Annotated in this window: 20 protein-coding genes and 1 pseudogene; 14 read left to right on the forward strand and 7 right to left on the reverse strand. The window is 68.4% G+C overall.

Features of this window, described 5'->3' with window-relative positions:
- Positions 1-35: 35 nt before the first annotated feature.
- The gene (locus tag Q4V64_RS33300; RefSeq protein ID WP_303708624.1) at positions 36-1,613 is read left to right on the forward strand and encodes an IS1182 family transposase; all 1,578 of its coding nucleotides are present in this window, start codon (positions 36-38) and stop codon (positions 1,611-1,613) included.
- Positions 1,614-1,671: 58 nt separating this feature from the next.
- On the opposite strand, the gene Q4V64_RS33305 is transcribed toward Q4V64_RS33300, so the two are convergent.
- The gene (locus Q4V64_RS33305) at positions 1,672-3,012 is read right to left on the reverse strand and encodes a M14 family metallopeptidase (protein WP_303713399.1); all 1,341 of its coding nucleotides are present in this window, start codon (positions 3,010-3,012) and stop codon (positions 1,672-1,674) included.
- 299 nt (positions 3,013-3,311) lie between these two features.
- Here Q4V64_RS33305 and Q4V64_RS33310 point away from each other — a divergent pair, with 299 nt between their 5' ends.
- The 4 genes from Q4V64_RS33310 to Q4V64_RS33325 all read left to right on the forward strand — a co-directional run bounded on the left by Q4V64_RS33310 (position 3,312) and on the right by Q4V64_RS33325 (position 9,183).
- Positions 3,312-5,723 (forward strand): LuxR C-terminal-related transcriptional regulator, encoded by a 2,412-nt coding sequence (locus Q4V64_RS33310; protein WP_303713401.1) that lies wholly within the window; start codon positions 3,312-3,314, stop codon positions 5,721-5,723.
- 499 nt (positions 5,724-6,222) lie between these two features.
- A complete protein-coding gene (locus Q4V64_RS33315; RefSeq protein ID WP_124439532.1) occupies positions 6,223-7,158 on the forward strand; it encodes an MEDS domain-containing protein in 936 nt (311 codons plus the stop codon).
- A gap of 60 nt (positions 7,159-7,218) precedes the next feature.
- Positions 7,219-7,701, forward strand: a complete 483-nt coding sequence (locus tag Q4V64_RS33320; RefSeq protein ID WP_124439531.1) for an ATP-binding protein — start codon at positions 7,219-7,221, stop codon at positions 7,699-7,701.
- Between the two features lie 168 nt (positions 7,702-7,869).
- Complete coding sequence (locus tag Q4V64_RS33325; protein ID WP_124439530.1) at positions 7,870-9,183, forward strand: Nramp family divalent metal transporter; 1,314 nt, start codon at positions 7,870-7,872, stop codon at positions 9,181-9,183.
- A 21-nt stretch (positions 9,184-9,204) separates the two neighbouring features.
- Here Q4V64_RS33325 and Q4V64_RS33330 read toward each other — a convergent pair whose 3' ends face one another.
- Positions 9,205-9,969: a hypothetical protein gene (locus Q4V64_RS33330; protein WP_124439529.1), complete on the reverse strand. Its 765-nt coding sequence runs from the start codon at positions 9,967-9,969 to the stop codon at positions 9,205-9,207.
- Positions 9,970-10,021: 52 nt separating this feature from the next.
- Positions 10,022-10,537: a SigE family RNA polymerase sigma factor gene (locus tag Q4V64_RS33335; RefSeq protein WP_124439528.1), complete on the reverse strand. Its 516-nt coding sequence runs from the start codon at positions 10,535-10,537 to the stop codon at positions 10,022-10,024.
- 145 nt (positions 10,538-10,682) lie between these two features.
- Between Q4V64_RS33335 and Q4V64_RS33340 the strand changes: the two genes are divergently transcribed.
- Positions 10,683-11,117 (forward strand): hypothetical protein, encoded by a 435-nt coding sequence (locus tag Q4V64_RS33340; protein WP_124439527.1) that lies wholly within the window; start codon positions 10,683-10,685, stop codon positions 11,115-11,117.
- 19 nt (positions 11,118-11,136) lie between these two features.
- Here Q4V64_RS33340 and Q4V64_RS33345 read toward each other — a convergent pair whose 3' ends face one another.
- Together Q4V64_RS33345 and Q4V64_RS33350 are read right to left on the reverse strand one after the other, a co-directional pair.
- A complete protein-coding gene (locus tag Q4V64_RS33345; protein ID WP_124439526.1) occupies positions 11,137-11,328 on the reverse strand; it encodes a hypothetical protein in 192 nt (63 codons plus the stop codon).
- 8 nt (positions 11,329-11,336) lie between these two features.
- On the reverse strand, positions 11,337-12,188 hold the full coding sequence (locus tag Q4V64_RS33350) for a helix-turn-helix transcriptional regulator (protein ID WP_124439525.1): 852 nt from the start codon (positions 12,186-12,188) through the stop codon (positions 11,337-11,339).
- A gap of 234 nt (positions 12,189-12,422) precedes the next feature.
- On the opposite strand from Q4V64_RS33350, the gene Q4V64_RS33355 reads away from it, so the two are divergent.
- Together Q4V64_RS33355 and Q4V64_RS33360 are read left to right on the forward strand one after the other, a co-directional pair.
- Positions 12,423-12,932 (forward strand): ATP-binding protein, encoded by a 510-nt coding sequence (locus Q4V64_RS33355; RefSeq protein WP_124439524.1) that lies wholly within the window; start codon positions 12,423-12,425, stop codon positions 12,930-12,932.
- Positions 12,933-13,321: 389 nt separating this feature from the next.
- Positions 13,322-13,762, forward strand: coding sequence for a hypothetical protein (locus Q4V64_RS33360; RefSeq protein WP_303713408.1), 441 nt, complete (start codon positions 13,322-13,324; stop codon positions 13,760-13,762).
- A gap of 60 nt (positions 13,763-13,822) precedes the next feature.
- Here Q4V64_RS33360 and Q4V64_RS33365 read toward each other — a convergent pair whose 3' ends face one another.
- Entirely contained in the window at positions 13,823-14,626 is an 804-nt protein-coding gene (locus Q4V64_RS33365) for a hypothetical protein (RefSeq protein ID WP_303713410.1), read from the reverse strand.
- Between the two features lie 158 nt (positions 14,627-14,784).
- Between Q4V64_RS33365 and Q4V64_RS33370 the strand changes: the two genes are divergently transcribed.
- From Q4V64_RS33370 to Q4V64_RS33395, 6 genes are all read left to right on the forward strand, one after another.
- Positions 14,785-15,357, forward strand: coding sequence for a hypothetical protein (locus tag Q4V64_RS33370; protein ID WP_303713412.1), 573 nt, complete (start codon positions 14,785-14,787; stop codon positions 15,355-15,357).
- The gene (locus Q4V64_RS33375; protein WP_124439522.1) at positions 15,354-16,028 is read left to right on the forward strand and encodes a hypothetical protein; all 675 of its coding nucleotides are present in this window, start codon (positions 15,354-15,356) and stop codon (positions 16,026-16,028) included. Before Q4V64_RS33370 ends, Q4V64_RS33375 begins: the two co-directional genes overlap by 4 nt.
- Positions 16,028-20,662: a putative T7SS-secreted protein gene (locus Q4V64_RS33380; RefSeq protein WP_124439521.1), complete on the forward strand. Its 4,635-nt coding sequence runs from the start codon at positions 16,028-16,030 to the stop codon at positions 20,660-20,662. Before Q4V64_RS33375 ends, Q4V64_RS33380 begins: the two co-directional genes overlap by 1 nt.
- A gap of 34 nt (positions 20,663-20,696) precedes the next feature.
- The gene (locus Q4V64_RS33385) at positions 20,697-21,080 is read left to right on the forward strand and encodes a hypothetical protein (RefSeq protein WP_124439520.1); all 384 of its coding nucleotides are present in this window, start codon (positions 20,697-20,699) and stop codon (positions 21,078-21,080) included.
- Between the two features lie 162 nt (positions 21,081-21,242).
- Positions 21,243-21,947: a hypothetical protein gene (locus Q4V64_RS33390; protein WP_253266892.1), complete on the forward strand. Its 705-nt coding sequence runs from the start codon at positions 21,243-21,245 to the stop codon at positions 21,945-21,947.
- A gap of 61 nt (positions 21,948-22,008) precedes the next feature.
- Complete coding sequence (locus Q4V64_RS33395) at positions 22,009-22,719, forward strand: barstar family protein (RefSeq protein WP_253266891.1); 711 nt, start codon at positions 22,009-22,011, stop codon at positions 22,717-22,719.
- An 80-nt stretch (positions 22,720-22,799) separates the two neighbouring features.
- On the opposite strand, the pseudogene Q4V64_RS33400 reads toward Q4V64_RS33395, so the two are convergent.
- A pseudogene (locus Q4V64_RS33400) lies at positions 22,800-23,753 on the reverse strand (carbohydrate binding domain-containing protein); the annotation flags it as partial.
- Positions 23,754-23,915: the final 162 nt, after the last annotated feature.

Below are 23,915 nucleotides of genomic sequence, written 5' to 3' on the forward strand. Positions count from 1 at the left end.
CCCGGCCCGGTAGGGCCGGGGTCAGTCTTGTAGGCATGCAGGGGGAATGGGCCGGGGAGATGGTCGGGCCGGATGTGTGGGAGACCTGCCGGGAGTTGATCCCGGCCGGGAGCGTATTTGCGTTTCTGGCCGAGCACCGGGAGGCACTGTTCCCGCCGTCGATGTTCGCGGACATGTACCCGTCGTCCAACGGCCGTCCGAGTCTGCCGCCGCAGGTCCTGGCCGCCACCGTGGTGCTGCAGAGCCTGCAGGGGCTGTCGGACTTCGAGACGGTCCAGGAACTGCGGTGTGATCTGCGGTGGAAAGCGGCCTGTGGGCTGGGCTTGTACGACATGGCGTTCGATCCGTCGCTGCTGACGTACTTCAGGCGCCGGCTGCGCCACTCGGCCGAGCCGATGCGGATTTTCACCAAGGTCAAGGAGGTCGTGGCCGCGACCGGGGTGCTCAAGGGCAAGCAGCGGCGTGCTGTGGACTCCACCGTCCTCGATGACGCGGTGGCCACCCAGGACACCGTCACCCAGATCGTCTCCGCGATCCGCCGGGTGATCCGTGATGTCCCTGGAGCCCAGGAGGCCGCCGCGGAGCACTGCCGCGCGCACGACTACACCGACCCGGGCAAACCGAAGATCGCCTGGAACGACGAGCAGGCGCGCGCTGCGCTGGTGGATGCGCTGGTCACCGACGCCCTCAACCTGCTCGGGCGCCTGCCCGATCGTGAGCTGGGCGAGAAGGCCGCGAACGCGATGGGCCTGCTGGCCCTGGTCGCCGGGCAGGATGTGGAACCGGCCGAGGACTCCGACGGACGCGATGGCCGCTGGCGCATCGCCCGGCGCACCGCGCCCGACCGGACGGTGTCCACCGTCGATCCCGACGCCCGGCACATCCACAAAAACCGCACCCGCCACCAGGACGGATTCAAAGGACACGTCTCCTTCGAGCCGGAGAGCGGGCTGTTCACCGCCGTCGCTGTCACCGGCGGCTATGGTCCCGGCAACCACGAAGCGGCCGTTGCCCGTGATCTGCTGGACGGGGAGGACGGCGAGTTAACCGTGCTCGGCGACTCCGCCTACGGCACCGGCGAGCTGCGCGAACAGTTGCAGGCCGCGGGCCACACCCTGGTCATCAAGCCACCGCCGCTGCGGCAGGTGATCCCCGACGGCTTCACCATCGACGACTTCCGCATCGACCCAGCCGCCGGCACCGCGACCTGCCCAGCCGGACGAACCGCCAACCTCGGCCAGATCAAAGCCGACGGGGCCCGCACCGCCCAGTTCAAACGCCTCTGCGTCGGCTGCCCCCTGCGCGAGCGCTGCACCACATCCAAGACCGGACGCACCCTCAACATCCACCCCCAGCATGAACTGCTGACCGCCGCCCGCCGAGACGCCGCCGACCCGGCCTGGCAGGCCGAATACCGCAGATGGCGGCCCCCGGTCGAACGCGCCATCGCCTGGCTGGTCGCCAAGGGCAACCGACGCGTCCCGCACCGCGGCGTCATCGCCAACAACCTCTGGCTGCACCACCGCGCCGCCGCCCTCAACCTCCGCCGACTGATCAACCTCGGACTCACCCGGACCGGCACCACCTGGCACCTCACCCCGGCCACCACATAGCGAAAAGGGCCGCCCGGCCCACGGCCGGACAGCCCTCAACAAGATTTTCAGTGATCTTCTAGCTGCAGTACTGGGCTTCCTTCCCAATTGACCGGTACATACAGTCCGCGTTCTCGAGAAGCTGCAACACCGCGTCCCGGTTCCGAGAGGTCTCCCGCTCGATCACCTCATCGGGCGGGTAGAACCCCCCACCCCCACTGGACGACGGATACATCTCGAACGTGTACCCGAAGATCTTCTGGTTGCCCCACAGCCAGTCGTCGATCGACCCGTCGGTGATGTACAGGTCGCTCGACTGCTCCGGCGTATAGCCGTTGCTCGCGGCCATCTTCTGCCCCACCGTGGCGAAGGCATTGCGGTCGTCCGCCGTCATACCCGTCGTGGTGTTCGCGGTGGTGTACCCGAACGGCCACAGCACCAGCTCGCTGTACGTATGGAAGTCGATCCCGGCCTTGATCTGCTGGACCCCGCCGACGACCCGACTCCGTACGAAGTCGGCGACGACCTTGACCTCCGGCGCCGACTCGGCGGCAGGCCCCCGATACGTCTCGGACGACGGCGACCCCGACGACCCTCCGCAGCACCCCCACCGATAGTTCCAGTTCCGGTTCATGTCGGTACCGACGTACGACGAGCCGGAGTTGGGCTGCCGGTTCTTGCGCCACGAGCGGTACGACCCGGTAGCGATGTCGTACTCGCCGCCGTCCGGGTTGAGGTCGGGCACGATCCAGATCTCGCGGTTGTTCACCAGGCCGGTGACCCGGGAGTCGGACCCGTAGCCCGCCCCGAGCTCGCGGATCAGGTACAGCGCCATCTCCACGGTCAAGTGCTCACGGGCGTGCTGGTGGTGGGTGAAGAGCACCTCGGGCTCGGACTCGTCGGTCGCCACGTTGTCGCTGATCTTGATGGCGACGATGTCCCGGCCCTGGTACGACTTCCCGATCACGCGCTTGCTCATGATGTTCGGGTACGCCGAGAGGCGCTGGTTGATCTCCGTGTTCATCTCGGCGTAGTTGTGGTAGCGCGAGTCGGCCGAGGGGAAGTCCAGGAGCCGTACGTCGTCCTCGCCGTTCGACCGGTCCGGTACGGCGCCCAAGGGCTGGACGTCGTAGCCGAGTTGGCGCAGCTTCTTGACCTGGTCGGCGCGGCCGGAGATGAAGACGGAGTGGTCGTCGGCGTCGTCCACGGTCACGCCGGAGCGCTGAAGTGCCGTACGGGACTTGGAGTCCGAGTGCATGTGGACCTCGTACTGGCGGATGTCGTCCGCCGACGGGGCCGGCTTCTTCGCGCTGTCGGCGGTCGCGGAGAGGGGGGCCGCGAGGGCGAGCGCGAGGAGGGCGGCGAGAGCGGCGTAGCGTCTGCCGCCACGGGCGCCCGAACCTCGTATGCGAAGTCGCATGAAGTCTCCTAGTTTCTCCAGGGATTCCGGGATCTCCGGGAGTGGGATCTCCGGAAGTGGGATCTCCGGAAGTGGGGGAGTGGAGCGGGGGGTGGTTCAGCGACGGGCTGGTGCGGGTGTGCCGTTCATCGTCTGCTCGTGGCATGAGCAGGTCAAGAGTGAATAAAGACGCGATGGCGTGAACTGTTCGCCGAGGCGACCGCGCAGTGTACGCGGGTCGACACCGTGCGGCACGGTCCCTGGGGAAGTGCACCCACGCGTGTGACCCGTACATGCATATATGTGGGACGCGAGGAAGAGTGAGGATCGCGCACACGCGGCGCGCGGGAGCCGTACCCTCCGGCTCCTCGGACACCACACCCCCAGAGGACTGGCTGATCATGGGCGGATCAGCGCCACGACGGGACTGTCACCTGCCGGTCGAGACGACCAGCTTCGTCGACCGGCGCCGCGAACAGGCCGAAGGACGCGAGCTGTTGTCCCGGGCCCGTCTGGTCACGCTGACCGGGCCCGGCGGAGTCGGCAAGACACGGCTCGCCGCCCGTATCGCGGCCCGGCTCGAACGCGCCTTCCCGGACGGCGTGCGCTTCGTGCACCTGGCCGGCCTGCGCGACCCCGCGCTCGTGCCGCTGGCCGTCGCCGGCGCGCTCGGACTGCATGACCACTCCGCACAGCCGCCATTGGACGCCCTGGTCGAACAGGTACGGGACCGGCGCCTGCTCCTCGTCATCGACAACTGCGAACACCTGCTGCCGGCCTGCACCGACCTCGCCGCCGCCCTGCTGCGCGGCACCACCGGCGTCCGGATCCTCGCCACCAGCCGTCACCGCCTCGGCCTCACCGAGGAACACCTGCTGGACGTACGGCCGTTGCTGGTCCCCGACCCCGACGGCGGCCTATCCGCCGCCGGCTACCCGGCCCTCGCCCTCTTCGCCGACCGCGCCGCCGCCGTCGTCCCCGGCTTCCGGCTCACCGCGGACAACCGAGCCGCCGTGGCCCGCCTGTGCCGCCGCCTCGACGGACTCCCCCTCGCCATCGAACTCGCCGCTGTCCGCATGCGCGTACTCAGCGTCGAACAGCTCCTCGCCCGCCTCGACGACCGCTACCGCCTCCTCTCCACCGGCAGCCCCGCCGTCCTGCCCCGCCACCAGACCCTGCGGGCCGCCGTCGACTGGAGCCACGAACTGTGCACCGAGCGGGAGCAGTTGGTGTGGGCGCGACTGTCGGTGGCGGCGGGCGGCTTCGATCTGGAGACGGCCGAGGCGGTCTGCGCCGACGGCGAGCGGATCCGGCCGTACGACGTCCTGGAAGCCGTCGCCGGACTCGTCGACAAGTCCGTACTGTGCCGGGAGTCCGGCCCCGACGGCGTGCGCTACCGGCTCCTCGACACCCTGCGGCACTACGGACTCGACAAGCTGCGGCAGCTGGAGGGCGAGGAGCCCGCGGCCCGCCGCCGCCACCGGGACCGTATGCAGACCCTCGCCACCACCTGCGAACACGCATGGTTCGGCCCGGGCCAGCGAGAGATCGTCGCCCGCCTGCGCGCCGACCTGGACAACCTGCGGGCGGCGCTGGACTTCAGCCTCACCGCCCCCGGCGAGGCGCTCGCCGGACTCCGGCTCGCCGGTACCCTCTGGTTCTACTGGCACGCCTGCGGTATCCCCCGCGAGGGGCGTTACTGGCTCGACCGCGCCCTTGACGCCAACCCCGAGCCGACCCGGGAACGCGCCCGTGGCCTGTGGGTCGCCGGGGTCCTCGCCGGCTGCCCGGAGGACCTCACCCGGGGCCTGCGCCGCGCCGAGGACGCCCGAGCGCTGGCCCGCCGCCTGGGCGACGCAGCCGAGGCCGCCCACGCCGACTACGTCATCGGCGTCATCCACCTCTTCGCCGACGACCTCCCCGCCGCCCTGGCCCACTTCGAAGCCGGCGTCGCCCGAGGCCCGGCCCCCGGGCAGCACCTCAGCCTCGTCGGCCTCGACCAGGTGGAACTCGCCTGCGCCCTCAACTTCATGGGCCAGGCCGACCGGGCCGTCGAAGTCTGCGAGAAGGCCCTGCGCCTCTGCGAGGAACACGGCGAGGAATGGGTCCGCTCCTACGTCCTGCGCATGCTCGCCCTCGCCCACACCGTGAAGAAGGACTGGCCGCGCGCCGAACGGCACGCCCGCGAGGCCCTCCGCGTCAAACTCGCCCTCAACGACGTCCTCGGCATCGCCCTCACCCTCGACCTGGCCGCCCTCATCGCCACACACGGCGGCGCCCACGAACGCGCCGCCGTTCTCCTCGGTGGCGCCGACCGCGTCTGGACCGCCGTCGACCGCAACCGCTGGGGCTGCCAGGCCCTGGCCACCACCCGCCGGGACAGCGAACGCCGCGCCCTCGACGCCGTAGGACGGTCCGCGTTCACCCAGGACTACGAGCGCGGCGCCGCCCTCGGCCTCGCGGAACTCGTCGGCTGCGCCCTCCAGGAACCCGGCCTCCCCGACCACCCGCCCACCGCAGAAGGCCCGCCGACCACCGCCCCCGAAATCCGCCTCACCCGCCGCGAGGCGCAGGTCGCCGAACTCGTCGCCGAGGGCCTCGCCAACCAGCAGATCGCCGACCGCCTGGTGATCGCCCGCCGCACCGCCGAAGGCCATGTGGAACGCATCCTCAGCAAACTCGGCTTCAACAACCGCAGCCAGATCGCCGCCTGGGTGACAGCGCAGCGCTGAGGCCCCCGCGGGGGTGCGGCCGGCCGACGCCGTCGGGCTGAGGTCGCCCGACGCTGTCGGGCTGCGGGCATCCGCGCCGCTGGGGGTTCCACCCCCAGACCCCCGGACCTATGCCCACCCACCACCCGACTCGGTCGGCCAGGAGGCACCCACCGCAGACGATCCCGCCGCACCGGCTGCCGCACCGGCCGCGGGCTGCCGCTCCACGTCAGCTGTGGGTTGCTGTTCCGTGCTTGCTGCGGGCAGCTGCACCCGCCCAGCTGCGGGCACGCCCACGCCAGCTGCGGGCATTCGTGCCTCCCCCAGTGCCTTAAGGGCCTGGGGGGACCCCCATGGGCGGCACGGGTGGGCGCAGGCGGCACCCCGTCAGCGCCGGGCCACGCGACCCGCCCCGCCCCAGCCCCCACCCCGGGGCAACCGGACAACAAGCGGCACTGTCAACCGGCCCAGCCGACGCCGTCACCCCGCAACCGTGACCCCAACCGCACCGAGGAAACCCATGACCCACCAACCAACCCCCGGCACAGCCCCCTTCGACCACCGCATGACCACCCTCCGCACCGACGACGACTTCCTGTCCGCCGCCCTCCCCTTCCTCACGGAAGCCCTGACCACCCCCGCCGAACCCCCACCCGTAGCCATCGCAGCCCCCGAAAAACTGACCCTCCTACGAGACACCCTCGGCACCGACGCCAAGAACATCACCCTCATCCCGCACACCGCCTGGTACACCGGCTCCGCCGCCAACGCCATCGCCCAAGCCGCCGCCCACCTCGCCACGCACGCCGCCCCCGGCGGCCGTATCCACCTCCTCATGGAACCCGTCTGGAACGGCCGCCCCGGCCGCTCCCCCCGCGAGACCGCCGAATGGATCCGCTACGAGGCCCTCGCCAACCTCCTCTTCGCCCCCTTCGCGACCACCGCCCTGTGCGTCTACGACACCCGCACCGCCGGTTCCGCCGTCGTCGAAGCGGCCCGCCGCACCCACCCCGACACCGGCGTCTACGAGGATCCCCTCCGCATCGCCGCCGAGCTGGACGCCGTACCCCTGCCACCGCCCCCCGCCGACGCACACCCGCTCACGCACCCGGACGCCGACGCCGTAGGACAGCAGGCGCGAGCGCGCGGACTGCCCCCGGCGGACGCGGAGCTGTTCACCGAGTCCGTCACCGCCGCCGCGGCCGACCTCGCCCCGATCACCGGCATCAGGTTCTGGGGGAAGGCCCCGGCCTGCGTCTGCGAACTGCGCACCGCCCGCCGCGTCGACGACCCCCTGGCCGGCTTCGTCCCGCCACCCACCACCGAACTCCACCCCGATCAGGGACTGTGGTTCACCCGCCAGGTATGCGCGTACGTCGACATCCGTGACATCCATGACATCCGTGATATCCGCGACGGCGGCGAGGGCTCGACGGTCCGCATCCAGTACGCGTAGGTAAGGATTCGGGTAGTCCTCCCCGTGTGCCGTACACCGGGGGGAGGACAACCTGAAGACATGCTGCAACTTTCCGGGGGAGCCCTCCCGGACCCCGATCCTCGGTACGGCCCGTACCCCCAGCCACCCCTGGGGGCGGGCCATCTGAGCGTCGAGTACGACCCCCGCCCCGCCGCCGTCCGCGAGGCCCGCGCGCACGTGCGCAGGCAGCTGGAGGCATGGGGCCTCGCCGACCGGGACGACGTGGTGGACGTGGCCGAACTCCTCGTCAGCGAACTGGCCACCAACGCCCTGCTGCACTCCGCGAGCCGCTTCCGTCTCACCCTCACCGCCGCACACGGGGTGCTGCGCTGCGAGGTCGCGGACTCCGGCCGCCGTACCCCGCAGGTGCTGGAGGCCGGCACCTCGGAGAGCGGCCGGGGGATGTTCCTGGTGGACGCGCTCGCCCGGCGCTGGGGCTGCCACCAGGACGGGCCGGGCAAGACCGTCTGGTTCGAGCTCGGCACGTGCGGGTCCGACGGCTGCGGTCGGCGGCAGCCGTAGTACCCGGCAGTTCCCGGTCCCCGGCGGCCCGCCCAGCCGCCGGGGACCCGCCCCTGTTCGAGTCGGCTCCCTTCGGCTTTCGAGCGGGTTTCGACTGCGTGAGCACATCGAGTGGAGATCGCGCACGCCCCCTTGTGCCCCTGAGCGCTTTGAGCTTTCTTGACCTGCATGGCGGACACCACGGACAACACAGCAACAGGGACGGTCACCTCAACGCCCCGCAAGTCCAGTTGGAAGTACATCGGCCCCGGAATCGTCGTCGCCGCGACCGGCGTCGGCGCCGGCGACCTCGTCGCCACGCTCATCGCGGGCAGCAACTTCGGTTACACCCTCCTGTGGGCCGCCATCATCGGCTGCCTGGTCAAGATCTCCCTCGCCGAGGCGGCCGGCCGCTGGCACCTGTCCACCGGCCGTACCCTCTTCGACGGCTGGGCCAGCCTCGGCCGCTGGACGACGTGGTTCTTCGCCGTCTACGTCGTGATCTGGGGCTTCGTCTACGGCGCGGCGGCGATGTCGTCGAGCGCGCTGCCCCTGCAAGCCCTGTTCCCGGACGTGATGGACCTCAAGTGGTGGGGCATCGCGAGCGGCCTGGTCGGCCTGGTCTTCGTCTGGTTCAACAAGTACGCGGTCTTCGAGAAGGTCATGACGGTCCTGGTGGGCGTCATGTTCGTGGTGACGGTCTACCTGGCGATCAGGGTCACCCCCAACCTGGGCGATGCCTTCGCCGGCCTCCTCCCCGTCCTGCCCGACGAGAAGGACTCGATCCTCAACACCCTCGGCCTGATCGGCGGCGTCGGCGGCACGATCACGCTCGCCGCGTACGGCTACTGGGTCAACGCCAAGGGCTGGACCAACACCGGCTGGATGAAGGTCATGCGCCTGGACAACCGCGTCGCCTACGCCACGACCGGCATCTTCGTCGTCGCGATGCTCTTCGTCGGCGCGGAGCTCCTGCACTCGGCGAACATCGCCATCGCGAGCGGCGACAAGGGCCTCATCCAGCTCAGCGACATCCTGGAGGACAAGTACGGCACGGCGACGGCCAAGTTCTTCCTGATCGGCTTCTTCGCCACCTCCTTCACCTCGCTGATCGGCGTCTGGCACGGCGTGAGCCTGATGTTCGCGGACTTCGTGGAGCGCTACCGGTCCCGGGAGACGGCGGCCGGCGGCGAGGAGATCGCCTCGGGCGAGCGGGAGCGGTCCTGGCCCTTCCGCGCGTATCTGCTCTGGCTGACCTTCCCGCCGATGGTGCTGCTCTTCGAGGGCCAGCCGTTCCGCCTGATCATCATCTACGGCGTGCTGGGCGCGGCCTTCCTGCCCTTCCTGGCCGGCACGCTGATCTGGCTCCTGAACACCTCCCGCACACCGAGCCAGTGGCGCAACGGCCCGCTGAGCAACGGAATGCTGGCGATCTCGGGCCTGCTGTTCCTGGTGCTGTGCCTGAAGCAGATCTGGGACCAGCCGTGGTCGGAGTTCTTCTAGTGGTCGGAGTTCTTCTAAAGGTCACCGGAGGGCGAGCCACTTGGGGCTGACGGCGATCTCCTTGAGCTGTTCCATCGTCAGGGCGGGCGTCTCGCGGGTCGCAGCGGTGTCCTGGGCGCCGGAGTTGAAGGCGCTGACCACGACACGCAAGCCGTCCGTCCTGATGGTGTCGGCGGTCCACATGACGACCCCCGCGCCGCCCTTCTCGCCGGGCCTCTGACTGGTGGTGACCTTCGTACCGCTGGGAAGGGTCTCGGCGTCGGCACCGAAAAGCTGACCCGCCACGTCCGACATACCGGGCTGGACATTGATCTGGACCAGACTCCGCCCCTTGCCGTCGTCGACGACGAGATAGGCGAACTCGGCCTCCTGGGCACCCCTGGCCACCACCTCGAGGCCGTCGGGGAGCAGGCCGGCGAGGGTCTGCCCGATGGTGTCACCGTCGACGCTCACCGGAACGGACTTCTCCGGCGCAGAGGGCCTCGGCTTCTCCGGCGTGGCGGTGGGGCCGGCGGTGGCGGTCGGCGCCGTGGCCACGGAGCGCTGCTCCCGGTCGGGGGAGCCGTCGCCGGGCAGCGAGAGCAGCGCCCCGCCCACACCGACGAGCGCGAGGCCGGCGGTGCTGCCCACGATGGCGGCCCGGCGCCGCAGCCGGAGCCTGCGGCCGCGAGCCTGACCGGCCGCGGTGAGCGCGGCGAGGTGGTGGGGATCGAAGCTGCCGCCGACCTGACGCAGGGCGGCGCCGAGCCGGTCCTCGAAGGGGTCGCTGTGCTGTTCCACGGGCATGGCAAACACCGCTTCCGTTAGGGGTGGGTGTGGTGGGTGTGGGACTCGGGCTTCAGGGGCTGACGTACTCGCCGAGGTTCTCGCCGAGCAGCTCCCGCAGCCGCCCGAGGGCACGGGTGCACCGCGTCCGTACGGCGGCCGAGCTGACGTTCATCGCGTCGGCGGTCTCCTCGATGGACCGGTCCTCCCAGTACCGCAGGACGACCACGGCCCGGTCCTTGGCGGGCAGCCGGGCGAGCGCCTCCAGCAGGGTCAGCCGCAGAGACACGTCGTCGGAGGCACTGTCGCTGTCCGGCCGGTCGGGGAGCACGTCGGTGGCGCGCTCGGTGCTGCTGCGGCGCCGCTGGTGGGCGAGGAACGTACGGGTGAGGACGGTCTGCGCGTACCCGGCGGGGTTGTCGGCCCGGGTCACCCGGTGCCAGCTGATGTAGAGCCGCCCGAGGGTCTCCTGCACCAGGTCCTCGGCGAGATGGGTGTCCCCCGCGGTGAGCAGACACGCGGACCGGTACAGATGCCCGGCCCGCGCCGCGGCGAACTCCGCGTACCGGTCGGCAAGGACCTGTCTCATCTGCTCCCCCTGTTCTGCGCGCCTGCGTTGTCCTCACCTCATTGATGCGGTGGGACCCCGGAAATGTTTCACGGCACGGCGGGGGAGTGGCCGCCGGGCGGTAGGTTGCGTTCGGACCCAGCGAAGCGCAAGGAGCGGACGGACGATGAACCACCCGGGGTACGGACCTCAGCCGCCGCCACACGGCCACCAGCCCCCGCCCCCACCCCCACCCGCATCCGCGCCGCAGGGCTTCGGCCCACCGCCACCGCCACCGCAGTACGCGTACGCGCCGCCGCAGCAGCCGCAACCAGGGCCCACGGGACCGGAGTTCCTCGCGGTGGACCGCCACAACTCGATCGTGGTCGACCCGACGGGCGTCACCTTCGAGGTCAACGGCTTCGACGCGGAATTCCCCTGGCCCGAGATCCGCAGCGCCCACTACAAGGCGAGCCCCTCGGGCAAGGCCCTCATGATGGCCGTAGTGCACCTCGACGGCAGGGTGTACGAGTGCGTCGTAGAGGCGAAACCACGGGAGCGGCTGGGGGAGTGGTTCGGGCAACTGGCGGCGGTGCTGGGGTACTACCGGCCGATGGGGTAGGCGGGATGGGTGGGACAGGTCAGAGCAGGTGATCCGCCTTGCCGGCCTTGATGTCGAGGATCATGGTCCGGAGGGCTTCTCGGGAGTCGGTGAGGTAGGCGTCCTCGGCGCCGGATATGGCGATGTAGGCGTTGCCTTGGGGGTCGGTGCCTAGGCGGAAGCAGGCCGATCCCTCGGCGCAGAACGGCTCTTCCCAGGTGATGTCGGGCATGTTGTCTCCTAAAGCTGGCCGGCGATGTCCCGGATGAAGCCGTACGACTCCTCGGGTGACAGCGCACGGTCCTCCATCCAGTCCAGTTGCGTTCGGTACTTGGACAACTGAGCGTCCTGGTACAGGAATTCCGGCCCGTGCGCGCTGTCGATCTGCACGGTGTCCAATCGCGGCACCGGCCCCTCCAGGTAGATCACGGTCTGCCCGGCGCCCGGAAAGGAACCCGCCTCGAACGGAATGACGCGCAGCGTCACGTGAGGCCGTTCCGACACGGCGAGCAGGTGCTCCAACTGCCCTCGCGCAACCTTGCGCCCCCCGAACTGCATGCGCAGCGCTGCCTCGTGGAGTATGCCGACGTACTCAGTGGGAGTGTCGCCCTCCAGAACCCGCTGGCGCTCCAACCGGTGTGCGAGTCGCAGGGCGACCTCATGCTCGGGCAACGGCGGCAGCGCGGCTTTGAAGACGGCCTGTGCGTGATCACTGGACTGCAGCAGCCCCGGCATGTGGATCAGGTGCACGCTGCGGATCCGTACGGCGTGGTGCTCCAACTCCGCGATGTCGAGAATGCCCGCCGGAAGGCTGCCCCGGTACTTCTCCCACCAGCCCCGCTCGGTGGGTTGGGCCATCTCGGCCAAGGCGTCGATGTACGCCTCGTCGTCACAGTCACAGTTGCAGGCCAGGGTACGCAGCCGCTCGGGGCTGATGGCACGGGTACCCGACTCGATGTTGGAGATCTTGCCGCGGTCCACGCCGAGCAGCCCCGCCGCGTATTCCCCGGTCAGGCCGGCGGCGGTGCGCATCCTCCGTACCTCCGCGCCGAGCCTCTTCTGACGCTCGGTCGGAGACGTCCTCGCGGCCATGCGGCTCCTTTCTCCAAGGGGGAGTCACCCTATCGGTGCTTATGTTCTCCCGATGGTGGGGCAACATAACCCCGCATGCCCTACATTCAGTAAGGCACAAGCTACACACCGCAGTTGGGAGTGCATCGCGCGAGCCTGCCCGCACGCTCCTTCCCTGGGAGGGGTGGGCCTGCGCCAGGGAGACGAGCCACTGACTGCACCAACCGTCGGTCCATACACAAGAGGAGTCCTGCTATGCCCATCTCCCGTTGCCCCCTGGCCCCCACCTACACGGCCGACCCCACCGCCCCCATCCCCGAAACCCTGTCCTACAGCTTCACCCTCCCCGCGGCCCTGGCCAGCCCGTCACTCGCAAGAGCGGCAACACGCGAGGTCCTCAAGGCCCACGACCTGCAAGACATGCTGGACCCAGCCCTGCAAGCAGTGGGCGAACTCACGGCAACAGCAGTCCAGTTCACGGAATCCCCGAACTTCTACCTCTCCCTCCGCTACCGCTCCTCCACCCTCCGCCTGATCGCCTACGACACCCACCCCCGCCACACCCACCCCCACCTCGCCACGGCCTGCGACACCCGCCGCCGAGCCGCCCTCCGCGTCCTGGCCTGCGTCTGCCGGGCCTGCGACGGCACCTGGGGCTTCGGCGAGTCCCCAGAACCCGGCGGCGGGACGCGCACGTGGGCAACACTGCCGAGGGCGAGCGCGGCGTCGTACGGGCGGACCACCGGCTACCGGAAGGGGGCGTGAGCCAGGGGCTACCAGGGTCGGACATCAGGATCCGGCCGCGCCCCGCCGCGTGGTGTAGCCATCCAGACGGCCGGACTCCGGCCGGCCGGCCGCACGAGGCCACCGCCCCGGGTCGCGATGCGATCTGCGCGGGGGCCCGGACGCGTACCCAGTAATTGGCAGATCTGTTCCACCGGCACGGCCACCTCACCTGGGGGTTTCCTTCGCAGGGGTGGAACAGATCTGCCAATCACCCCCGATCCCGGTCGTCGGCCTCGTGTGGGCCGTCCGGAGTTGCCAGTGGTCTGCCAGGACTTGTACGGCCGTGCCGCCGTCCGACCGGCCTCAAGGACGGCGGCCTCGGCCTTACGCAGGGGGGCCGAACCTGGCGGCCAGCCATCAAAGTTCAGTTGCCGTCGCTCCTTCTTGAGGCCGATCCTGTGTGCTCGGTCAACGAGGAGGACATCGTGGGGCTTGTTCTGTTCCCAGGGGACGACGACACCGGCAGTCCGGATGTCTCCTGGTCCTACACCGGCTTCGGAGTGTTCCGGCGGTGGCTGGCGCAGGCCGAGGGATTCGCGCTCGAGGAGATGCACAGCTTCGGCGGACAGCGTCCCTGGAGCGACGTCTCCACCGCGCTGGCACCACTTCTCAACCATCCCGACGAGGCAGGTCCCGACCTCACGCCAGACCAGTGCGCCGCGATGCTGCCCCACCTGCAGGAAATCGTCGATCGGCGGCACGAGGCAAGCGTCGATCCGCTACTCCAACGACACATCGACGACATCCGCCAGCTGTTGGTCGTCCTGCAGTTCTGTGTTGAGAGCGACGTCGACCTCCTCTTCGGCTAACCACTGGCCGGCCTTGCGCATCCATGGCGACTCCGCTCACCATTCTTCTGACAAACGCCCTCACCGCCCAACGGGATGCAGACACAACGTCGTCACCCCGTCCGCGCTGTACTTCGGATAGGCGAGATAGTCCCCCGCCGGGCACCCCTCCGCCCCCGGTTCCGTCACCTGGAACTCCGCGCCGGACGAACCGCAGGGCTCCGGCTTCAGATCCTGGGCGCTCCAGGAACCGTCGTTGCGGGCGCACGAGCCGACCGAGAGCTTCTCCGGTGGATCATCTCCGGCGACCAGCCCTATGACGAACAGCACCGGAATGGCCAGCACGACCAGGGCGAGCGCTGCCAGCGGTATGGCGGCGACCAGGCCGGCAGGGCGTCGCATAACGGACTTGCCCGGGTCAAGCGGTGGACGCCAGCCCCAGGTGGTGGGCTCAGGCAGGGCGCGCAGGGTGGACCTCGCGCTGAGGTTCACCAGCAGGATGAAGGGCGTGATGATCGCCGACAGCGGGCCCCACCAGCCCTGCACCAGGGTGTCCGCCTGCATCTCACGGAAGACGGCCGTTCCGCAGGGCCGACAGAAGACCCCCTGGCGCCGCAGGAAGCGCATGATCACGAGCATGCCTTGATGCCCACGGACCGTCACCGCGGCGGCAGGGGCGGCTCCGCACACCTCGCACGTGGCGCCGCCCGGCATGGCTCCCGGGGGAACCGGGCCGCCGTACGGGTGGGGCTGCGGAGGCATCGGGGGCGTCGCGTACGCCGGATGCGGTACGGGCGGCGGCTGCTGCTGGTACGGCAGGGGAGGCTGCTGCTGGTAAGGGGGCGTGGGCGGCGGTGTGGTCACGAAGCCTCCGTCGACGATCATTCGGCCGGTGATGAACCTTAGCGACCGCCTCAACTCGCCCGTCCAGCACCCGAACCGGACGAGACCGTCGGGGCACCGCTGCCGACAACCGGCCATCCTGAACGCTTGGTCGAGTGTCGGCGTTGCGTCCGGCAATATGCCGATGTGATGATCCCCGCGTGGCAGATCCAGGGGGAAGCGACTCGGCAGCCGGGCACATACCCAGGTCACGTCTGTCCGACTACATCGAGGTGGCGGCGCCGCTGGACGCTGGGCCCGAGGACCGCCCGCAGGCGGATCCGTCGCCTTCGCCGCCCACTCCCAACGAGCCTTCCGAGCCTCCCACCAGCCGAGCCGCCGCCTCGGAGGCCGACGAAGTCGCCCGCAGACGCCGGGAGTTCGCCGTGCTGCTCGGCGAGTTCCGCCGTACCGCCGTACTGCTGCCGATCGTCGAGGACGAGACACCGCTGACCGGGGACTACGTCGGAATCCGCTGGATCTATGCCTTCTCGGACGAGGCGGCGCTCGCTCGATTCGCCATCGCAAGGGGTGAGGGCTCGCGGGAATGGCCGTACCGCCGTGTCCTGGGGGCTCGGTTGCTCGACGCCGCCGTTCCGGCGACGGGCGTCCCGTGCGGGGTGGCTCTGGACGTGGGCAGTGAGGGCGACGGCGTGCTGTTCCCGCCGGTCACCGGAATCGTGCCGGACGCGGCAGCTCTGGACACGGAGACGTACGGGGAGAAATCACGGTGAGCGGGAACGGCGACAAGGATCTGCAGGCGGTCGGCCTCGACCAGATCGCCAAGGGCATCACGCTGACCCTGGAGGAACTCAGGGAGTTCGGCATCGACAGCCTCGCCGGGGTCGGCCGTGGCTTCTCCGAGTTGCAGTTGTCGGGACTGGAGTTGGGCGAAGGCGAGCTGACGTCGGCATTCAAGCCGTTCTGCGAGCGCTGGGAGTGGGGCGTACGCGCGCTCGTCACGGAGGGCAACGACTTCGCCGAGGGCGTGCACCTTTCGGCGGGCACGTACTACGAGACGGACCAGTACGTCGAAGGCGCGATCAAGGTCGTCGCGAACTCGGCGGTGGGCAACCCCTACGCCACCGAGGACCAGGCCACGCAGATGAGTTGGGGAGAGCTGGCCCGCAACAACGCGCTCGCGGACCCCGACTACAGCGCGGAGTCCTTCGACCGGGCGTGGCAGAACAGCGAGCAGGGCTGGAAGGACGCCGGCCGGGACGTCATGACCTCGCACACGATCGGCCCGATGGGGCTGAACCCGGAGAACCTGCGCAGTGCGGCCGGGGTGAGCGACAGCGAGTACGAGCAGGCGCTCGACGGCCCCTTCGGGCCCTCTCCTGAGGAACGGGCGAAAGCGGCCGAGCAGGCACAGCGGGCCGAGCAGGGCGGGGACGCGGGCTGATGGGGATCGGGGACTTCGTCGACTCCGGTCTGGGCAAGCTGGAAGACGGCGTCGACGCGGGCAAGAAGCTCGTCGGCGAGGGCATCGACAAGGGCGCGAACGTCGTCAGCGAGGGCCTGGACGACATCGGCGCCCACGACTGGGCCGACGCGGTCGACGTCGTCGGCGACAACCTCGCCTCGGAACTCGGCGCCACCCCGGGCGAGCAGCAACTCGGCCAGAGCGAGCAGCCGGTCCAGCTGGTGCACGGCAATACCAGCAGCATCCGGCGGACGGCAGCCCACCTGAAGGACTTCCACACCGCCTTCGACACGGTGGGCGAGGGCATGCGGAAGCTGGACTCCTCGCACTGGAAGGGCGAGGCCGCCAAGACCTTCCGCGAGAAGTTCGCCATGCACCCCACCAAGTGGCTGCACGCGGCCGACGCCTGCGACCAGGCCGCCAGTGCCCTGATGGCGTACGCGGACACGGTCGAGTGGGCGCAGCGCCAGGCCCTGGAGGCGATCAACCTCTACAAGGCGGGCAAGGAAGCCGACGACAAGGCCGCCGTCAAACGCGCCCAGGAAATCCTCGACGAGGCCCGCCGCCAACGCAACGACGCCGGCCGCACCGCCGCGCAAACGGTCCGCGCCGCCCTCGCCCACGCACCCGCCGAACCGCCGCCCCTCGACCGGCTGAAGTCCAACGCGGCCGACGGCCTCGGCGCCGTCAACACCGAACTCACTCACGTCGTGGGAGGCGCGGCGAAGGGCACAGCGGGCCTGGTCAACTTCGCCCGCGGCCTGAACCCGATCGACCCGTACAACCTCACCCACCCGGCCGCCTTCGCCCAGAACGTCAGCATGACGCTGTCGGGTCTGGTCTCCACGGCCGCGCATCCCGAGCGCGCGGTGAAGTCCGCGTGGGAGGGCTTCATGAAGGATCCGGCCGAGGGGGGCGGTCGGCTGCTGCCGGAGCTGATCGGCACCAAGGGGATGGGGCTGGCGCGAGGCGGCGTGCGGGCCGCGGCGAGAGAGGGCATGGAGGAGGCCGCGGAACAGGCAGCGCTCAAGGATGCGAAGAGGGGCGCCGACAACTCGGCGGCGGACGCTGCCAGAAACAGCCCCGAAGAGCACGACACAACGAACCCCAGCGAACAGGTCAAAAAGGACCCCACGGACCCGGTCGACCTCACCACCGGCAAGATGTATCTGCCGCAGACGGACGTGACGCTGCCGGGCGCCCTCCCCCTCGTCATCAAGCGGCGCGTGGAATCGGGATACCGTTTCGGCCGCTGGTTCGGCCCCTCCTGGTCCTCAACCCTCGACCAGCGCCTCGAAATCGACTCCGAGGGTGTCGTCTTCGTCACCGAGGACGGCCTGCTCCTCGCCTACCCGCACCCCGCGCCCGGCCTCCCCACCCTCCCCAGCCACGGCCCACGCTGGCCGCTGGACCGCGAAGACGGCGGCTACACGGTCACCGACCCACAGACACGCCGCGTCTGGCACTTCACCGACCGCGCCGACGACCTGGCCGTCCTGGAACAGATCGACGACCACAACGGCAACTGGATCACCTTCGAGTACGACACCGAGGGCACCCCGCTAGGGATCGTGTCCAGCGCCGGCTACGACGTACGCGTCTCCACGGAGGCAGGCAGAGTCACGGCTCTGCGCCTGTCGGCTGCCGATCAGGTGCTGATGCGCTACGGCTACACCGACGGTCACCTGACCGAGGTCATCAACTCCTCAAGCCTGCCCCTGCGTTTCACCTACGACGAAGCCGGTCGCGTCACCTCCTGGACGGACACGAACGACCGCGGCTACACCTACGAGTACGACGACCAGGACCGCTGCGTAGCCGAGGGCGGCACGCACGGGCACATGACCCTGCGCCTGTCCTACGACGAGACAGACCCGGAAACCGGCCTGCGCGTCACCACCGCGACCACCGCCGAAGGCCACACCCGCCGCTACGTCGTCAACGACGCCTACCAGGTGGTCGCCGAATCCGATCCGCTGGGCGCGGTCACACGCTTCGAACGCGACCGCTACCACCGCCTCCTCTCCCACACCGACCCACTCGGCCGACGGACCACGTTCCGCTACGACGAGACGGGCAACCTCCTCACCCTGATCCGCCCCGACGGCCGCGAGGCGAGAGCCCAGTACAACGAACTCGGCCTGCCGGTGAAGGTGGTGAACCCGGACGGCACGGTCCTACGCCAGACGTACGACGATCGCGGCAACAGGACGTCAGTGACAGACCCCGCGGGTCAGACGACCAGGTTCGCGTACAACGAGGCGGGCCACCTGACCTCGGTGACCGATCCGCTCGGGCACACGACCACGGTCCGCTGCGACCTGGCGGGCCTTCCGCTCGACATCACCGACCCCCTCGGGGCAGTGACCCGCTACGAACGTGACACTTTCGGCAGACCTGTCACCATCACCGACCCTACGGGTGCGGTGACCCGCCTCGAATGGACGGTCGAAGGCCGCCTGGCCCGCCGTACAGCCGCCGACGGCACGGCCGAGTCCTGGACGTACGACGGCGAAGGCAACTGCACCAGCCACACCGACCCGCTGGGCGGTGTCTCCCACTTCGAGTACACGCACTTCGACCTGCTGACGGCCCGAACGGGACCGGACGGCGTCCGCTACGAGTTCGACCACGACATGGAACTGCGGCTGACAAAGGTCACCAACCCGCAGGGCCTGACATGGACGTACTCCTACGACGCCGCCGGACGCCTGGTCACGGAGACGGACTTCGACGACCGCACGCTCACCTACACGTACGACATGGCCGACCGCCTCGCCTCCCGCTCGAACGCCCTCGGCGAGGTCATGACCTTCGAGCGCGACGAACTGGGCCGGGTGGTCCGCAAGGACGCGGCCGGCCAGGTCACGACGTACGCGTACGACATGACCGACCGGCTGGCACAGGCGACAGGCCCGGACGGCACGACACTGACCCTGCTGCGGGACCGCTTCGGCCGGGTGCGCTCGGAGACGGTCGACGGCCGCAAACTGACGTACACCTACGACGAATCGGGCCGCCGAACGGGCCGGACGACACCGACCGGCGCGACGACGACATGGTCGTACGACGCGGCAGGCCGCCGCACCGGCATGGTCGCCTCAGGCCGCCCCATCGACGTCACGTACGACCTGGCAGGCCGCGAACTGGCACGCCACGTCGGCGAGACGGTCACCCTGGAACACGGCTTCGACTCCCTCGGCCGCCTGACAGCCCAATCAGTGACGGGCGCGGAGGGACGCACGGTCCAGTCCCGTACGTACACCTACCGCGCCGACGGCAACCTGACCGGCATCGACGACCAACTGTCCGGCACGCGCCGCTTCGACCTGGACGCAGCGGGCCGGGTGACGGCGGTCCACGCGGCGAACTGGACGGAGACGTACGCCTACGACGCGGCTGGCAATCAGACCTCGGCGTCGTGGCCTACCGACCACCCGGGCCAGGAAGCGACAGGCGCACGCGAGTACGTGGGCACCCGCATCACCCGCGCCGGCAACGTCCGCTACGAACACGACGCCCTCGGCCGCATCACCCTGCGCCAGAAGACCCGCCTGTCCCGCAAGCCAGACACATGGCGCTACGAATGGGACGCCGAAGACCGGCTCATATCGGTAACGACTCCGGACGGCACGCACTGGCGCTACACCTACGACCCCCTGGGCCGCCGTACGGCAAAACTCCGTATGGCCGACGACGGCGAAACCGTCGTCGAGCACGTGGACTTCACCTGGGACGGCACCACACTCTGCGAACAGACGACGACCGCCCCGCAGCTACCGAACCCGGTCACCCTCACCTGGGACCACCAGGGCCTGCGCCCCATCGCCCAAACCGAACGCATCACCACCACCGACGCCCCACAGGACGAAATCGACTCCCGCTTCTTCGCGATCGTCACCGACCTCGTCGGCACGCCCAGCGAACTCATCGACGAACACGGCGAGATCGCATGGCACACCCGCAGCACACTGTGGGGCACCACCGCATGGGCCGCCAACAGCAACACCTACACCCCCCTCCGCTTCCCCGGCCAGTACTACGACCCTGAGACAGGGCTGCACTACAACTACTTCCGCCACTACGACCCCGAAGCAGGCCGCTACCTCACCTCCGATCCCCTTGGGCTCACCCCCGCCCCCAACCCGGCCGCCTACGTCCACAACCCGCACATACATTCCGATTCGCTCGGACTTGCCCCAGATTATCCTGGCGATGGGAATTCTCGTCGAGGGATTTTCGACTTCAGAGAGGCGAATCCGAATTATCCACCAGATGGAGCGGCGACCGAGGCGATGAGGTCTGCACCGATCGGCGGGAATATCGATTGTTCGGAAATCGCCGAGTATATTCTCAGGGAGACTGGGGGCCAAGGAAAAATCATCAACTTCACTACACGCAACGACTCCGCTATCAACATCCCTGAAAATTCAGGTAAGGTAGTGCCGGAGTATCGATATCATGATGTCTACACAGATGGGAGATACGTGTACGACCCGGCGATGAGATCAGATCCGATTCCGTACGGGGACTACGAGCGAGCCATTCGATTGTTGAACCCGGGAAAGAAACTTCTCGTCCAAGACGGAGGGTATTCCGGACCCCTCTGGTGATGCATGAATGGATTCCCGCATGTCGGCTCGAAGCATGCAGGCGATGCAAGTACTCAGCAGGTTCGGGGAACTGGCATGGTTTAAGTTGCCTTCAGAGTCTCATCCCGTATACGGCTACCCCCAGGTGCCGTACATGGGATGGCGCTACGCGTCTCCTCAGGAACGGGTCGCGCAGCTCATAGAAGATGCTGTGAGAGCGCTACCGACCCAAGTCGAGTGGACGCTCGACAGAACGCGAAGAAATTGGCTCCTACTGCCCACCCGGATTCTGAACGAGGCTCAAGGTCTTGATAATCCCGCTTTCGCGGAAGTCGTCCACTTGATTAATGTCCAGGATCAGGAGTTCTGCTTCAGGGCACTGTCAGATTTCGAGCTCATCATCGAGCGTCTCCGGCAGGTCTCGATCCCGGAAGACTGATTCGGCGAGGTCGACTAAGGGCCTCCAGTTCCGCACGCCATCGAGGCCGGGCGGACGACGTCACGGTCGTACAAGTCCTGGCAGAACATCTCCGTCGGCTGCACCCTCGGGCAAGAATTCTCGATTCGTGTCGAAGTTAACGGACAGGAGGTTCAGTGGAGAATGCTGGTCGAAGGAGACAGGCCTTGGCGTCTTCGGCTGGAATCTCCCACCGGTGTCGAAGCGATTGTGGCCGGTAGCAATATATTCCGAGATTTCTTCGAAAGCCGTGCTGTTTGCTGCAACGGGGTCCGAGTGGACGTGAGACCATCAGGGCTTTCAGGATGTCTATTGGATGCGCCACTTGACGAGCAGAAAGAACTGGCTGAATTTTGTCAATCCAGCCTGGTGCATCTACTTCCTTACGGCTTCTTTGGGGAAAGTCGAAATGACGGGAGTGTGAAATTGACTCACTATGAAGACCTGTCTCCGTACCGATATGTCAGAGAGTCGATTCCGGCAGGAGTGAGTGCGGTCAATGTGGGCTGGCTGGAGCCAGACAAAGGATACAATCAGGGGAACGTTTCAGCGGGCTTCATTGATTCTCTTGCCCTCATCGTGAGGGGCAACCTTCAAATGAAGATGCGCGGGTGGCACAGCTGTCAGCTTCCACACGTCGGCTATGCAGAGCCCTACCCAACAACTGTTTACGTAGCCGGGAAGAAAGTTTCACTCGGTGGCGCCGAAGTTCGCGTAGTGTCGAAGTCCGGCGAGTGGATGATCGCGCCAGATCTCGTCTTTCATTATGTAGCGGCCCACTCCTACGAGCCGCCGGCAGATTTCATCGATGCTGTCATGGCTCAGCGCATCGCTCCCGTCAGGTGGTGACTTCAGAGTCTACGTACACTCCCACTCATTATCAGACCTACATCGCGTTGGATAGAGGCCGTTGACCGAAACCCTGTGGTGGAGCGATTCCAGCCCATTCTTGCAGGTCGTTCCCGATGCCGCGGAGACGCATGCAGCCTATGCACTACCGCCGACCGGCCTCTTTTACTCGGCCAGGATGGCTGGGCGGGAGATGGCCGATGCTGATGGAGTTTTCACGCAGTTCTACGAACACATGCGACTGCCAGAATACTTTGGCTGGAATTGGGGTGCGTTGCGCGACTGCTTGCTGGATCTGAGTTGGCTCCCGGCGACTCATTTTCTGCTGACCATCGACGATGCCGAGTTCGTGCTCTCCGGAAGTAGTGGCGAGCGTGGCCCTTTTTATAATGCCCTCGTGGATGCCGCCAAGTATTGGGCGGCGAAGCCTGAACTACCTGGCCAGGTAAAGACTTCCTTCCGGACTGTGCTCCTGTGCTCTCCGCGCGCATTGTCCGAGTTGAGTGGCGAAATGACGATCCGCGATCACCAGGAACTCGATGTGACCGTCGTCGCAGTCGCCCGGGTGGGAGTGATGGTCGAAGCCGCTGGTGGGACCGGATTCATCGACCAGCTGAAGCACCCCTCCTGGTGGGACGAGAACATCGCCCCGCCGAGGGTCGGGGACCAGCTGCATGTCGTCGTTCTCGACGCGAGCCGGGAGCCGCCCCGGTTCAGCGCCCTGCGGCGGGACATCGACATCGCGCGGCGGCTGCGGGACGCCGGCCCATGACGGCTACGACGTCCCGCCCCGACTGCCTGCCTGCCGGGATTGTCAACGTGTCCGGCCGATGCGGATGGTTACGGCAACCCGTGGCCGCCCAGGCCCGCCGAGTCCAAGTTGAACGTCACCGCGCCCGGCGTCGTCGTCGCGTCCGCGAAGGCCACCGCGATGATGTCGTACTGGGACTGGACGTCCGAGAGGCGCTGGACCGTCGCGCCGTTGTTGAAGTTCTGCCAGTAGCCCGTGACCGCGAGTTTCGGCACCAGGTCTGCGCTACCGTTCGAGGGAGCCGTCGTCCTCCCCGTCACCGCCGCCGATTTCACCGACTCACCCGCCGCGTTCGTCGCCGTGACCTGGAAGGAGTGCGACGTGGAGGCGGCCAGGCCCGTCACCGTCGCCGACGTGCCCGTCACCGCCGTCACCCTCGCCCCGTCCCGATAGACCCGGTAACCCGTCGCTCCCGACACCGGGTTCCACGCCAGCGACACGGACGAAGCCGTCGTGCTCGTGACGGTGACCCCGTTCGGCGCCCCCGGGATCGTCGGGTCCGGGTCGCCGCCTCCGCCGCCGTCGGGGCCGTACACCGAGATGTCGTCCGCGTAGTACGGCGCCTGGCCGTACCAGCCGTGCGTGTAGATCGTCACCGAGGCCGTCGAGGAGCCTGTGGTGAAGGTTGTCGACAGTTGCTTCCAGGCGGCGGCGTCCGGCGTCCACGTCGAGACGTCCGTCGTGCCCGTGCCCGTCACGCCCAGGTACGCGTATTCGCCCCGCACCCACGCGCTCAGCGTGTACGTCGAGTTCGGGCGGACCGCCACCGTCTGAGCGCACCGGGCCTTGTCCTGCCCCGCGGGCGTCGCCCTGAGCGCGGCCGAGCCGCTGTGTGTCGCCGCGGAGGCCGTCGTACCGCTGCCCGCCGAACAGGTCCAGTTGCTCAGGCCGGACTCGAAGCCGGAGTTCTTCGCGTTGTTGACGTCCGCGGCGGATGCCTGGCCTGTACCTGCCAGCCCAAGGGCAAAGGCTGTGCCAGACCAATGCGTGTCAATAGCGCTCGTTCAACTCACCCTCGCCACGAAAGTCATCGTGGCAAGTGCGCCCCATCTGGCCCGGAATCACCCTCTTTTGTGCCCACGAGACAAGCAGGAAGTCACAGAAACGCTGTTCTCCGGTCATAGAGCCGTGGATACAGTGCTCAGGTAGTTACGCAG

This window comes from Streptomyces sp. NL15-2K, assembly GCF_030551255.1.
Taxonomy (GTDB): domain Bacteria; phylum Actinomycetota; class Actinomycetes; order Streptomycetales; family Streptomycetaceae; genus Streptomyces.

Excerpts from the sequence above, each read along its gene's own strand:
- Q4V64_RS33300 (WP_303708624.1), top strand. The coding sequence starts at position 36 with ATGCAGGGGGAATGGGCCGGGGAGATGGTCGGGCCGGATGTGTGGGAG.
- Q4V64_RS33305 (WP_303713399.1), bottom strand. The coding sequence starts at position 3,012 with ATGCGACTTCGCATACGAGGTTCGGGCGCCCGTGGCGGCAGACGCTAC.
- Q4V64_RS33315 (WP_124439532.1), top strand. The coding sequence starts at position 6,223 with ATGACCCACCAACCAACCCCCGGCACAGCCCCCTTCGACCACCGCATG.
- Q4V64_RS33320 (WP_124439531.1), top strand. The coding sequence starts at position 7,219 with ATGCTGCAACTTTCCGGGGGAGCCCTCCCGGACCCCGATCCTCGGTAC.
- Q4V64_RS33325 (WP_124439530.1), top strand. The coding sequence starts at position 7,870 with ATGGCGGACACCACGGACAACACAGCAACAGGGACGGTCACCTCAACG.
- Q4V64_RS33330 (WP_124439529.1), bottom strand. The coding sequence starts at position 9,969 with ATGCCCGTGGAACAGCACAGCGACCCCTTCGAGGACCGGCTCGGCGCC.
- Q4V64_RS33335 (WP_124439528.1), bottom strand. The coding sequence starts at position 10,537 with ATGAGACAGGTCCTTGCCGACCGGTACGCGGAGTTCGCCGCGGCGCGG.
- Q4V64_RS33340 (WP_124439527.1), top strand. The coding sequence starts at position 10,683 with ATGAACCACCCGGGGTACGGACCTCAGCCGCCGCCACACGGCCACCAG.
- Q4V64_RS33345 (WP_124439526.1), bottom strand. The coding sequence starts at position 11,328 with ATGCCCGACATCACCTGGGAAGAGCCGTTCTGCGCCGAGGGATCGGCC.
- Q4V64_RS33350 (WP_124439525.1), bottom strand. The coding sequence starts at position 12,188 with ATGGCCGCGAGGACGTCTCCGACCGAGCGTCAGAAGAGGCTCGGCGCG.
- Q4V64_RS33355 (WP_124439524.1), top strand. The coding sequence starts at position 12,423 with ATGCCCATCTCCCGTTGCCCCCTGGCCCCCACCTACACGGCCGACCCC.
- Q4V64_RS33365 (WP_303713410.1), bottom strand. The coding sequence starts at position 14,626 with ATGATCGTCGACGGAGGCTTCGTGACCACACCGCCGCCCACGCCCCCT.
- Q4V64_RS33380 (WP_124439521.1), top strand. The coding sequence starts at position 16,028 with ATGGGGATCGGGGACTTCGTCGACTCCGGTCTGGGCAAGCTGGAAGAC.
- Q4V64_RS33385 (WP_124439520.1), top strand. The coding sequence starts at position 20,697 with ATGCAGGCGATGCAAGTACTCAGCAGGTTCGGGGAACTGGCATGGTTT.
- Q4V64_RS33390 (WP_253266892.1), top strand. The coding sequence starts at position 21,243 with ATGCTGGTCGAAGGAGACAGGCCTTGGCGTCTTCGGCTGGAATCTCCC.